The sequence below is a fragment of the Gracilibacillus salinarum genome (genome assembly GCF_022919575.1).
Taxonomy (GTDB): domain Bacteria; phylum Bacillota; class Bacilli; order Bacillales; family Amphibacillaceae; genus Gracilibacillus; species Gracilibacillus salinarum.
On record NZ_CP095071.1, the window covers coordinates 2975066 to 2987505 of the forward strand.

Annotated in this window: 9 protein-coding genes and 3 rRNA genes; all 12 read left to right on the forward strand. The window is 43.9% G+C overall.

Annotated features, from left to right (window positions below; translation table 11 throughout):
- The first annotated feature begins 7 nt into the window (after nucleotides 1–7).
- The 12 genes from recR (at nucleotide 8) to holB (ending at nucleotide 12438) form a co-directional block, all read left to right on the forward strand.
- Nucleotides 8–604, forward strand: coding sequence for a recombination mediator RecR (recR, locus tag MUN87_RS13810; protein ID WP_244741041.1), 597 nt, complete (start codon nucleotides 8–10; stop codon nucleotides 602–604).
- A 13-nt stretch (nucleotides 605–617) separates the two neighbouring features.
- On the forward strand, nucleotides 618–833 hold the full coding sequence (locus tag MUN87_RS13815; RefSeq protein WP_244741043.1) for a YaaL family protein: 216 nt from the start codon (nucleotides 618–620) through the stop codon (nucleotides 831–833).
- A 68-nt stretch (nucleotides 834–901) separates the two neighbouring features.
- The gene (locus MUN87_RS13820; RefSeq protein WP_244741045.1) at nucleotides 902–1162 is read left to right on the forward strand and encodes a pro-sigmaK processing inhibitor BofA family protein; all 261 of its coding nucleotides are present in this window, start codon (nucleotides 902–904) and stop codon (nucleotides 1160–1162) included.
- 692 nt (nucleotides 1163–1854) lie between these two features.
- Nucleotides 1855–3417 (forward strand): 16S ribosomal RNA (locus tag MUN87_RS13825).
- A gap of 216 nt (nucleotides 3418–3633) precedes the next feature.
- A 23S ribosomal RNA gene (locus MUN87_RS13830) occupies nucleotides 3634–6545 on the forward strand.
- 76 nt (nucleotides 6546–6621) lie between these two features.
- Nucleotides 6622–6738: ribosomal RNA gene (rrf, locus tag MUN87_RS13835) — 5S ribosomal RNA — on the forward strand.
- Together the 16S, 23S and 5S rRNA genes form the textbook arrangement of a ribosomal RNA operon.
- Nucleotides 6739–8015: 1277 nt before the next feature.
- Nucleotides 8016–8204 carry a sigma factor G inhibitor Gin gene (locus MUN87_RS13840; RefSeq protein WP_244741047.1) on the forward strand — a complete coding sequence of 63 codons (189 nt, stop codon included), beginning with the start codon at nucleotides 8016–8018 and terminating at the stop codon, nucleotides 8202–8204.
- A gap of 185 nt (nucleotides 8205–8389) precedes the next feature.
- Nucleotides 8390–9823 carry an aminotransferase class I/II-fold pyridoxal phosphate-dependent enzyme gene (locus tag MUN87_RS13845; protein WP_244741049.1) on the forward strand — a complete coding sequence of 478 codons (1434 nt, stop codon included), beginning with the start codon at nucleotides 8390–8392 and terminating at the stop codon, nucleotides 9821–9823.
- Entirely contained in the window at nucleotides 9820–10440 is a 621-nt protein-coding gene (gene tmk / locus MUN87_RS13850; RefSeq protein WP_244741051.1) for a dTMP kinase, read from the forward strand. Before MUN87_RS13845 ends, tmk begins: the two co-directional genes overlap by 4 nt.
- Nucleotides 10441–10474: 34 nt before the next feature.
- Complete coding sequence (gene darA, locus MUN87_RS13855) at nucleotides 10475–10804, forward strand: cyclic di-AMP receptor DarA (protein ID WP_244721865.1); 330 nt, start codon at nucleotides 10475–10477, stop codon at nucleotides 10802–10804.
- An 18-nt stretch (nucleotides 10805–10822) separates the two neighbouring features.
- Nucleotides 10823–11263 carry a YaaR family protein gene (locus tag MUN87_RS13860; protein ID WP_244741052.1) on the forward strand — a complete coding sequence of 147 codons (441 nt, stop codon included), beginning with the start codon at nucleotides 10823–10825 and terminating at the stop codon, nucleotides 11261–11263.
- Nucleotides 11264–11448: 185 nt separating this feature from the next.
- A complete protein-coding gene (gene holB / locus MUN87_RS13865; protein ID WP_244741054.1) occupies nucleotides 11449–12438 on the forward strand; it encodes a DNA polymerase III subunit delta' in 990 nt (329 codons plus the stop codon).
- Nucleotides 12439–12440 lie beyond the last annotated feature (2 nt).

Below are 12440 nucleotides of genomic sequence, written 5' to 3' on the forward strand. Positions count from 1 at the left end.
GATTCTCATGTATTATCCTGAACCAATATCAAAGCTGATCGACAGCTTTACAAAATTGCCAGGGATCGGTCCTAAAACTGCCGTGCGCCTGGCATTCTTTGTCTTAAATATGAAAGAAGATGACGTATTAGATTTTGCTAAGGCATTGGCTAATGCTAAGCGGGAATTAACGCATTGCAGCACATGTGGTCATATTACCGATCAAGATCCATGTGCTATTTGTCAAGATGATATGCGCGATCAATCGTTGATCTGTGTTGTGCAAGATCCAAAAGATGTTATTGCAATGGAGAAGATGAAAGAATTTAATGGTAAGTACCATGTGTTACATGGAGCCATATCACCAATGGATGGTATCGGTCCTGAAGATATTAATGTGCCTGCTTTAATTAATCGTTTAAAAGATGAAGGGATTGAAGAATTAATCTTAGCAACCAATCCTAATATTGAAGGGGAAGCAACTGCGATGTATATCTCGCGACTGGTGAAACCTTCTGGTATAAAGACAACCAGAATTGCTCATGGTCTGCCAATGGGTGGAGATTTAGAGTATGCAGATGAAGTAACACTTTCTAAAGCATTAGAAGGCAGAAGAGAAGTATAATGTAGGTGAAAAAATGATTCGTTCAAAAAAAATAAAAAAACAAGACCTTGACCAGCAAGTGCTGGACAGTATGTTTCAATTAAAGAAGCAATGGACGTATTTAGATAGCATTTTGGATCGAAGTATTGACCCTACTGAATCTGGTCAGTTTGACTTGGCATTAACAAAGGCTAAATATTTTTATCTAATGAGAGAGGCGAGAATAAGAAAATTATCTGCTAATCAATAAAAGTCTTCTAAAAATAGTTTTTCTTCATATAAATCTAATAATACTAATTATATGAAGGGGACAAGCAGATGGAATGGTGGGTAATTGTTGGAATCATTGTGTTAATTGCAATTTTATTAACAGTAGGAATTCCGTTTAATCTCGTCAAAGGCAGTGGACAAGTTGTTATGAAACTAACCATTGGTGTATTATTTCTATTTTTCTTCAACTTGTTTGGTGCATCATTTGGGCTGCATATTCCGATTAATGCATTTACTGCTTTAATGGTTGGACTGCTAGGCTTACCGGGTATTGCCTGTCTAACAGCCGCGCATGTATTTATTTTATAGAAATAACTCTTCTTATATAGAAGGGTTATTTTTTTTACATGTTAAAGGAGCGATTTCTAGCACGAACAGCTATGTTCAATCAGCACCCAGAAACTAGGCGCTTTTCTGCATCGCCCTATGATAAAGAAGATGAAATTGAGGTCTTATAATATGGGTTATGTCCACTAGCCATTGCTAGCCGAGCATCCATGTTTAGATATTTAATGTGCTAGGAGCTCGGGCTAACCACTTCGCGTCCTGTCTCGAGGGAGTCTGCGTGGTTGGCCTACGCTAGGTTGGATGCTCTACAATCTTTGTTAACATAATCCATATTATAGGTAGTTGTATATTGTTTTGTTAGTTAGATCGGGGGACTTTCCCGGTTTATCTTAAATTTGATGTTTAACAGGCTAGCATTAATGGAATAGTGATTATATAAGAATAAATGAAGCATTATAGCCAGTAAATAATTTTTTTCGAAAAAACTATTGCATTCTGTATTTAAATTATGATACTATTTATTAGTCGCTTTGAAAGGCGAAACACAAAAAACATTTTCTCGAAAAAGTTATTGACTCTTAATTGAGTAAGTGTTATACTAATTAAGTCGCCAAAAAAACGGCTGACAAAATAATTTGATCTTTGAAAACTGAACAAAACAACCAGTATGAATTAATAAACAAGCTAGCTTATAGAAGCGAGCGCAAGTCAACTTTATTGAGAGTTTGATCTTGGCTCAGGACGAACGCTGGCGGCGTGCCTAATACATGCAAGTCGAGCGCGGGAAGCTAACTGAATCCTTCGGGAGGACGTTAGTGGAACGAGCGGCGGACGGGTGAGTAACACGTGGGCAACCTGCCTGTAAGACTGGGATAACCCCGGGAAACCGGGGCTAATACCGGATAATACATTGCTTCGCATGAAGGAATGTTGAAAGATGGCCTTTGGCTATCACTTACAGATGGGCCCGCGGCGCATTAGCTAGTTGGTGAGGTAACGGCTCACCAAGGCAACGATGCGTAGCCGACCTGAGAGGGTGATCGGCCACACTGGGACTGAGACACGGCCCAGACTCCTACGGGAGGCAGCAGTAGGGAATCTTCCGCAATGGACGAAAGTCTGACGGAGCAACGCCGCGTGAACGAAGAAGGTTTTCGGATCGTAAAGTTCTGTTGTTAGGGAAGAACAAGTGCCGTTCAAATAGGGCGGCACCTTGACGGTACCTATCGAGGAAGCCCCGGCTAACTACGTGCCAGCAGCCGCGGTAATACGTAGGGGGCAAGCGTTGTCCGGAATTATTGGGCGTAAAGCGCGCGTAGGCGGTTTCTTAAGTCTGATGTGAAATCTTGCGGCTCAACCGCAAGCGGTCATTGGAAACTGGGGAACTTGAGTGCAGAAGAGGAGAGTGGAATTCCACGTGTAGCGGTGAAATGCGTAGATATGTGGAGGAACACCAGTGGCGAAGGCGACTCTCTGGTCTGTAACTGACGCTGAGGTGCGAAAGCGTGGGGAGCGAACAGGATTAGATACCCTGGTAGTCCACGCCGTAAACGATGAGTGCTAGGTGTTAGGGGGTTTCCGCCCCTTAGTGCTGCAGTTAACGCATTAAGCACTCCGCCTGGGGAGTACGGCCGCAAGGCTGAAACTCAAAAGAATTGACGGGGGCCCGCACAAGCGGTGGAGCATGTGGTTTAATTCGAAGCAACGCGAAGAACCTTACCAGGTCTTGACATCTTCGGATGTCCCTAGAGATAGGGAGTTCCCTTCGGGGACCGAATGACAGGTGGTGCATGGTTGTCGTCAGCTCGTGTCGTGAGATGTTGGGTTAAGTCCCGCAACGAGCGCAACCCTTGATCTTAGTTGCCAGCATTAAGTTGGGCACTCTAAGGTGACTGCCGGTGACAAACCGGAGGAAGGTGGGGATGACGTCAAATCATCATGCCCCTTATGACCTGGGCTACACACGTGCTACAATGGATGGTACAGAGGGCAGCGAAACCGCGAGGTCAAGCAAATCCCATAAAACCATTCTCAGTTCGGATTGCAGGCTGCAACTCGCCTGCATGAAGCCGGAATCGCTAGTAATCGTGGATCAGCATGCCACGGTGAATACGTTCCCGGGCCTTGTACACACCGCCCGTCACACCACGAGAGTTGGCAACACCCGAAGTCGGTGGGGTAACCTTTGGAGCCAGCCGCCGAAGGTGGGGCCAATGATTGGGGTGAAGTCGTAACAAGGTAGCCGTATCGGAAGGTGCGGCTGGATCACCTCCTTTCTAAGGATTATAGGAACACCTTTTACAAGGTGACAAAATCATACTTGGTTGTTTGGTTCAGTTTTGAGAGATCAATTCTCTCTTGAACTTGTACCTTGAAAACTAGATAAGAATAATCAGGACGTGGAAGCAACTGCTGGTCAGCTGTGGAAACGAAACTGATGACAAGACATCAAACAATAACCAACGACTTTTTCATTGAAGTAAAGTAAGTATAGTTAAGTGAAGAAGGGCGCACGGTGGATGCCTTGGCACTAGGAGCCGATGAAGGACGGGACAAACACCGATATGTCTCGGGGAGCCGTACGTAGGCGTTGATCCGAGAATTTCCGAATGGGGAAACCCCCTGCTCGTCATGGAGTAGAACATTTATCTGAATCCATAGGATAAATGAGGCAGACCCGGGGAACTGAAACATCTCAGTACCCGGAGGAAGAGAAAGCAAACGCGATTTCCCGAGTAGCGGCGAGCGAAACGGAATTAGCCCAAACCAAAAAGCTTGCTTTTTGGGGTTGTAGGACACTCCTTTGGAGTTACAAAGAAATACATTAGACGAAGTGGTCTGGAAAGGCCCATCACAGAAGGTAACAATCCTGTAGTCGAAAATGTATTTCCTCCGGAGTGGATCCTGAGTACGGCGGAACACGTGAAATTCCGTCGGAATCCGGGAGGACCATCTCCCAAGGCTAAATACTACCTAGTGACCGATAGTGAACCAGTACCGTGAGGGAAAGGTGAAAAGCACCCCGGGAGGGGAGTGAAATAGTACCTGAAACCGTGTGCCTACAAGTAGTCGGAGCCCTTTTATGGGTGACGGCGTACCTTTTGTAGAATGGACCGGCGAGTTACGATCCCCTGCAAGGTTAAGTGGAAGACACGGAGCCGCAGCGAAAGCGAGTCTGAATAGGGCGTTTTAGTAGGTGGTCGTAGACCCGAAACCGTGTGATCTACCCATGTCCAGGGTGAAGGTCAGGTAACACTGACTGGAGGCCCGAACCCACGCACGTTGAAAAGTGCGGGGATGAGGTGTGGGTAGGGGTGAAATGCCAATCGAACACGGAGATAGCTGGTTCTCTCCGAAATAGCTTTAGGGCTAGCCTCAAGGCATGTATGTTGGAGGTAGAGCACTGATTGGACTAGGGGCCCTTACCGGGTTACCGAATTCAGTCAAACTCCGAATGCCAATCATATTACCTTGGGAGTCAGACTATGGGTGATAAGGTTCATAGTCGAAAGGGAAACAGCCCAGACCGTCAGCTAAGGTCCCAAAGTATACGTTAAGTGGAAAAGGATGTGGCGTTGCACAGACAACCAGGATGTTGGCTTAGAAGCAGCCATCATTTAAAGAGTGCGTAATAGCTCACTGGTCGAGTGACGCTGCGCCGAAAATATACCGGGGCTAAACGTATCACCGAAGCTACGGATTGATCTACGATCAATGGTAGGAGAGCGTTCTAAGTGCAGTGAAGTCAGACCGTGAGGACTGGTGGAGCGCTTAGAAGTGAGAATGCCGGTATGAGTAGCGAAAAAGAAGTGAGAATCTTCTTCACCGAATGCCTAAGGTTTCCTGAGGAAGGCTCGTCCGCTCAGGGTTAGTCGGGGCCTAAGCCGAGGCCGAAAGGCGTAGGCGATGGACAACAGGTTGATATTCCTGTACCACCCAATTCCGTTTTGAGTGATGGGGGGACGCAGAAGGATAAGGAATGCGCACCATTGGATGTGTGCGTTGAAGCAGTAAGTGAGTCAGATAGGCAAATCCGTCTGGCAATCACAAGCTGTGATCAGGAGGGAAATATAGTACCGAAGTTCCGGATTTCACGCTGCCAAGAAAAGCCTCTAGCAAGGAAAAGGGTGCCCGTACCGCAAACCGACACAGGTAGGCGAGGAGAGAATCCTAAGGTGATCGGGAGAACTCTCGTTAAGGAACTCGGCAAAATGACCCCGTAACTTCGGGAGAAGGGGTGCTTCTTTTGCGAGAAGCCGCAGTGAAAAGGCCCAAGCGACTGTTTAGCAAAAACACAGGTCTCTGCGAAGCCGTAAGGCGAAGTATAGGGGCTGACACCTGCCCGGTGCTGGAAGGTTAAGGGGATGCGTTAGCATTAGCGAAGCGTTGAACCGAAGCCCCAGTAAACGGCGGCCGTAACTATAACGGTCCTAAGGTAGCGAAATTCCTTGTCGGGTAAGTTCCGACCCGCACGAAAGGTGCAACGACTTGGGCACTGTCTCAACGAGAGACCCGGTGAAATTATACTATGCGTGAAGATGCGCATTACCCGCGACAGGACGGAAAGACCCCGTGGAGCTTTACTGTAGCCTGATATTGAATGTTGGTACAGCTTGTACAGGATAGGTGGGAGCCTGAGAAACGTGAGCGCTAGCTTACGTGGAGGCGCCGGTGGGATACCACCCTGGCTGTATTGACCTTCTAACCCAGAACCGTGATCCGGTTCGGAGACAGTGTCAGGTGGGCAGTTTGACTGGGGCGGTCGCCTCCTAAAATGTAACGGAGGCGCCCAAAGGTTCCCTCAGAATGGTTGGAAATCATTCGCAGAGTGCAAAGGCAGAAGGGAGCTTGACTGCGAGACCTACAAGTCGAGCAGGGACGAAAGTCGGGCTTAGTGATCCGGCGGTACCGAATGGAAGGGCCGTCGCTCAACGGATAAAAGCTACCCCGGGGATAACAGGCTTATCTCCCCCAAGAGTCCACATCGACGGGGAGGTTTGGCACCTCGATGTCGGCTCATCGCATCCTGGGGCTGTAGTCGGTCCCAAGGGTTGGGCTGTTCGCCCATTAAAGCGGTACGCGAGCTGGGTTCAGAACGTCGTGAGACAGTTCGGTCCCTATCCGTCGTGGGCGTTGGAAGTTTGAGAGGAGCTGTCCTTAGTACGAGAGGACCGGGATGGACACACCGCTGGTGCACCAGTTGTTCTGCCAAGAGCATCGCTGGGTAGCTACGTGTGGAAGGGATAAGTGCTGAAAGCATCTAAGCATGAAGCCCCCTCAAGATGAGACTTCCCATCACATAAGTGAGTAAGATCCCTCAGAGACGATGAGGTTGATAGGTTCGAGGTGGAAGCATGGTGACATGTGAAGCTGACGAATACTAATAGATCGAGGACTTATCTATATAATATGTTTCAACGGTGTTGTTGATGTCAAAAATTCTTATCTAGTTTTTAGGGTGCAACCCTAAAATACAATAGTCTGGTAGCGATAGCGAAGAGGTCACACCTGTTCCCATGCCGAACACAGCAGTTAAGCTCTTCAGCGCCCATGGTAGTTGGGGCTCGCGCCCCTGCAAGAGTAGGACGTTGCCAGGCAAAGCCAAAACATCTCAGTCAAAGGACTGGGGTGTTTTTTTGTGCTGTAGGAAAATATAAAAAATCAGCAATAAAGAAGCGAGACGTAGTGAAAATATTGAATGTAACAAGTATAAGAAAAACTTCGGCACTTGCTAATGGACGAGGCGAATGCCGAGTTTTTCTAATCATTCAAGAAAGTATAAAAGTGCAGTCGAGTAATCATATCGAACATAAAGTTCAGTTCCTATAATATGGATTATGTAAACAAACGCTGTATTGCAAAATGGTCATTTTGATATAGTTTATCTGCTTAGCAAAGCTCCGGAAATAGGCTCCGCGTCCTGTGGGCACGGCTTCAGCTAGGCCACTACCCGAAAAGCTTCTTTGCTGCCTTGTGCCGAGGAAGCTCACTTCGAAGCATTACTTGCAGACACAGGTGCAAATAAGTGGATCTTCAGCTCGCGCTGATTCCACGGGAGTCTCCGCATATTTCCTACGCTCGAGGGAAGTGTTACATCATATGGAACAGCAAAAAGCAGTGGTTCTAGGAATTATGTTATTCATGCAATTCCTGTTATATATAGTGATGAGTGATCAATATGCTAGCTCTTACAAAAATTGTAGAGGCCCAATTCTAGCGTAGGCCAACCACGGAGACTCCCGCGGGACAGGCAGGTGCTGAAGCTAACTTTGTGAAGTGATCTTCTTCACAAAGTTAGCTTCAGCCGTGCCCCGCAGGACGCGGAGTGGTTGGCTGGAGCGGTATCCTAGCACATGAATCCTTTCAAAATGACCACTAAGCTGCTAGTTTACATAATCCATATTATAGGTAGTTGTATATTATTAGTTAGGACAGGGTGGACTTTCCCAGTTTTTCTAATAAGTCAAGAAAGTATAAATTTTGGGCTATATGATGTTCGCTGACAGAAACGGCCACGTCCGGCTCCAGCGCCCAGAGACTAGGCGACTTCGCGAAATCGCCCTACGATAAGTCCTCACCGTGATTCCTTTATCTCAGTTGATTCGCTCCACTCGCTACGTCTCTAAACGGGCGCTTGCGCCTTTGTTCTAACCTAATATTTAGTTAGCTTAGAAAGTAGAAGTAATGTCATCAATGAGAAGCTTCGACTATTTTTAAGATAACAATTATGTCGAATCATAGATAACTGAATAAAAAATAAAAATGTTTCACGTGAAAAAAGTGAAAAAATGTCGATTAAAGCAAATAAAAAAATCTAGTATACTTTGTATATTTTTTAATAGATTGGTCATACTAACTAATGGAGGTGTGACAAATGGGGAATAATAATATGCATTGTTGTGGAATATGTAATCAAATGAGAACAGAAGGGATCTTACTTTTCGGCTTTTATATTTGTCATGAGTGTGAAAAAGAGATTGTAGCAACAAATCCGAGTGACGAAAGCTATCAATACTATGTAGAAAAATTAAGATCTATCAATCAATCTTCATATACTATATAATGGAGTCACGCTTCGTGATTCTATTTTTTTTGTTAAACAATATCAACATTCAGAAATAACAAGGATGACGTAGGTGTAACAAGTACAAGACATAGTGAAGGTTTGGGAAGCTATAAACGGTTATGAATCGAATAATGATTCAAGCTTTTAATAGATAGAATAGTAAAGTAAAAGAGATGATGCACATGAGATACAATCAAAATGATACCCCGCTTTATCAAGCAATCAAAGATTATAAAGAAACGAATAATTACTCTTTCCATGTTCCTGGACATAAGAACGGGGAAGTGTTTGTTCCATTTGCTAAATTGGATTTTATCCCGTATATGCAAATGGATTTGACCGAACTTGATGGTTTAGATGATTTGCATGCACCGGATGGAGTAATCAGGCAAGCACAAGAACTTGCCGCCGATTGGTTTCGATCGCGTCATACATATTTTCTTGTTAATGGCAGTACAGTAGGTAACCTCGCGATGATATTGGCAACCTGTCAGCCAGGTGATCAAGTGCTGGTACAGCGTAATTGTCATAAATCTATCCTGCATGGCATGGAGTTAGCTGGTGTGAAGCCTATTTTTCTGCCACCTCAATACGATAAAGTGAAAAAGCGCTACACAAACCCTGCACAAACTGTCATACGTAAGGGCATTCAACAATATCCTGCCGCAAAAACTTTAATTCTGACTTATCCTGATTATTTCGGTGAAACATTTGCATTAGAAGATGCGGTTGATCTGGCACATCAGCATAATATTGCAGTACTGGTAGATGAGGCACATGGGTGTCATTTTTCTATCCCACATATACCAATACGTTCTGCTGTCGAGTTAGGGGCAGATGTGGTGGTCCACTCTGCACATAAAATGACACCAGCTTTTACGATGGCAGCATATTTACATGTTCAGACGGAACGAGTAGAGCAAGAGAAGCTTCGCTATTATTTGCAGATGTTGCAATCCAGCAGTCCATCATATCCCATAATGGTCAGTCTGGATTTGGCTCGTTATTATTTAGCGCATGTTAGTGATGAACACTATCAGAAGTTACAGCGGTATGTGGAGAAGCTACGCAGCATTTTAAGCGTTTCTAGTCATTGGACAGTGGAAGAAAATGATGATCCATTGAAAATTAGTTTGCGAATAATCAATGGGAACACAAATCAAGTGAAGATGCTCTTTCAGCAGGAGCAATTGTATCCGGAGCTAACAACAGAGAATCATTTATTGCTGGTAATTGGACTGGAGCCAGCTATTGAAATAGCAAAGATGAAGGAAAAGTTACTACGGATCAAGGATGCGTTAAGTTTTTCATCAAATCGTGCTACAATAAAAGAAAGTAGCGATTATTTTCATGAGGATCTTATACCGTTAGCTGTATCTTATGCGGATATGCGCACTTTATCGATCCGGTGGTGCAAATGGGAAGAAGCCATTGGTGAAATTGCAGCTGAAGCAATTATTCCCTATCCACCCGGTATTCCGCTATTGGCTAAAGGGGAAAAAGTCAGTGCGTCCGCAGTAAAGCAAGTGAAGCAGTTAGTTAATGAAAAAATCAGTATCCAACCACTTAACAGAGAAGATGGTTTATATATTTTTGCTGGATCAGAAGGAGAATGAACGTGTTTATAACATTTGAAGGTGGCGAAGGAGCAGGTAAGTCCACGATATTAGAAAGGTTAACAGAACGTTTAACTGCTGAGGGATATCCTGTTCTGGCGACAAGAGAACCAGGGGGAATTCCGATTGCAGAAAGTATTCGTGAGGTAATTCTGGATACCAACAATACGATGATGGATGCTCGGACTGAGGCGTTACTATATGCAGCGGCAAGACGTCAGCATCTTGTTGAAAAAGTCATACCCGCACTACAGGCAGGAAAGATTGTCTTGTGTGATCGCTTTGTTGATAGCAGTCTGGTTTATCAAGGAGCAGCAAGAGGGATAGGTATAGAAGAAGTATTCCAAATCAACCAATTTGCGATTGCAGATCAAATGCCGGATTTGACATTGTTTTTTGATATTTTACCTGAAAATGGTCTGAAACGGATTTCTAAGAACAGTGACAGGGAACAGAACCGATTGGACTTAGAGTCATTGGCTTTTCATCAAGACGTATACCGTGCTTATATGGCATTATTAGAAAAATTTCCGAACCGGATCAAGAGAATTGATGCGAATTTTGGTATACTAGAAGTGGAAGAGCAAGCATATAACAAAATTAAAGAACATCTGTAATTAATAAGTATCCAATAAAAGGAGGAGACAGACGGTGAAGTTAATAATGGCAGTTGTACAAGACAAGGATAGTAATCGCCTAGTAGACGCACTCGGTGAGAAACAGTTTAAAACGACCAAATTGTCATCTACTGGCGGATTTTTAAAAGAAGGAAATACGACCTTAATGATTGGCTGTTCAGATGAGTACGTTGATCAGGCGCTTGAAATTATCCGCGATAATTGCAGTAGACGAGAACAGATGGTATCACCGGTATCACCAATGGGAGGAAATGCAGACTCTTATATCCCTCGACCTGTTAATGTTGAGGTTGGAGGCGCAACAGTCTTTGTTGTACCTGTCGAATCATTTCATCAATACTAAAAGGTAGGTTTCGCTAACATGAAGATTAGCCAAGAGATCCGAACCCAACTGGAGGCTCTCAATAAAAAAGAACAGCAGCAACGGCCACCATCTCAACGATTTGATGCTGTCGTCAAACAACATTCTACACAGTTAAAGCAAGCAGAATTACAAAAATTAATGAGTGAATTAACGGCACAAGGAAAGAAAATTGCCCGGTTTCGATCATTTAAAGATGTTGCTACTTACAAACGCATGGTGAAACGGTTTGTTAAGGAAGCGGTCGACCATGGAATTGCTTTAAAACAATCGCACAGCTTTTTACTTGATGGTGATAACCGTAAATTGATGATTGTCGAAGAAGTGGATCAAAAACTGGTGGAATTATCGGAAACAGTACTAGATAAAGAGAAGAATTCTATTCAGATATTGGATTTAATCGGGGAAATCAAAGGGCTGTTGATTAACCTGTATACCTAAAGATAAAGAGGATCGATTAGCGATGGAAACTAATCCATCCTCTTCTTTCATACGATAGGAAAAATTTTCAGCAAGGAAGAAGCACGACGTGAATGTACCACGTATAAGAAAAACTCCGGCACTCGCTAACAGGAAGTTTTTCTAACAGAAAGAATCTTTAACTTATATAGAAAGCAGGCTATGTAATGGACGCTTTATGGTCAGACATGCTAGAAAAACAACCGATTGTCAGTCAAATGATGATCAACAGCATCAAAAAATCACGAATTTCACATGCCTATCTTTTTCATGGCGATAAAGGGACAGGAAAATATGAAATGGCCCAATTATTTGCGATGAGTATTTTCTGTCAACAGAGAACAACGATTGATCCTTGTCAGCAATGCAGTGACTGTCGCCGTATTAAAAGTGGAAATCACCCTGATTTGCATATTATTATCCCGGATGGTGCGAGTATTAAAAAAGACCAGATCCTTCATTTGCAGAAAGAGTTTACTTATACCGGCCTGGAATCAAATAAAAAAATGTATATTATTTCACAGGCTGAGAAGATGACAGACAATGCATCTAACCGATTATTAAAATTTCTAGAAGAACCTAGTAAACAAACAACCGCTATTTTATTAACAGAAAATAGTCATTCTGTTTTATCAACGATTCGATCGAGGTGCCAATTGATGGCGTTCAAACCACTTAATCCTAATCAGTTACAAGAAAGTTTGCAGCAAGAAGGGTTAACGGAAGCAAATGCGCGAATGATGACATCGATCACGAACAATTTGACTGAAGCAATTGAGAAAAGTAAAGATACTTGGTTTGCACAGTCACGAAAATTAGTGGTACAATTAATTGAAATGCTTCAACAAAATCAAGACGAAGTGCCAATTTTTGTGCATACACAGTGGATGCCACATTTTACAGAGCGAGCACAATTACAAGAGGGCCTGGATTTGTTAATGCTATGGTTTCGTGACATGGTTCAGATTCATTTGGACGAGCCTTCTGCAATTGTCTACACGAATCATCAGGATAAGCTGGAAGCTGCAAGTATACATTGGTCATTAGAACATGCCACGGAAAACTTACAGCATATTATGACAGCTAAACGAAAACTAGAATCGAATGTGCACCCACAGTTAGTATTGGAGCAATTAACACTTCACATTCAGAGGTGAAT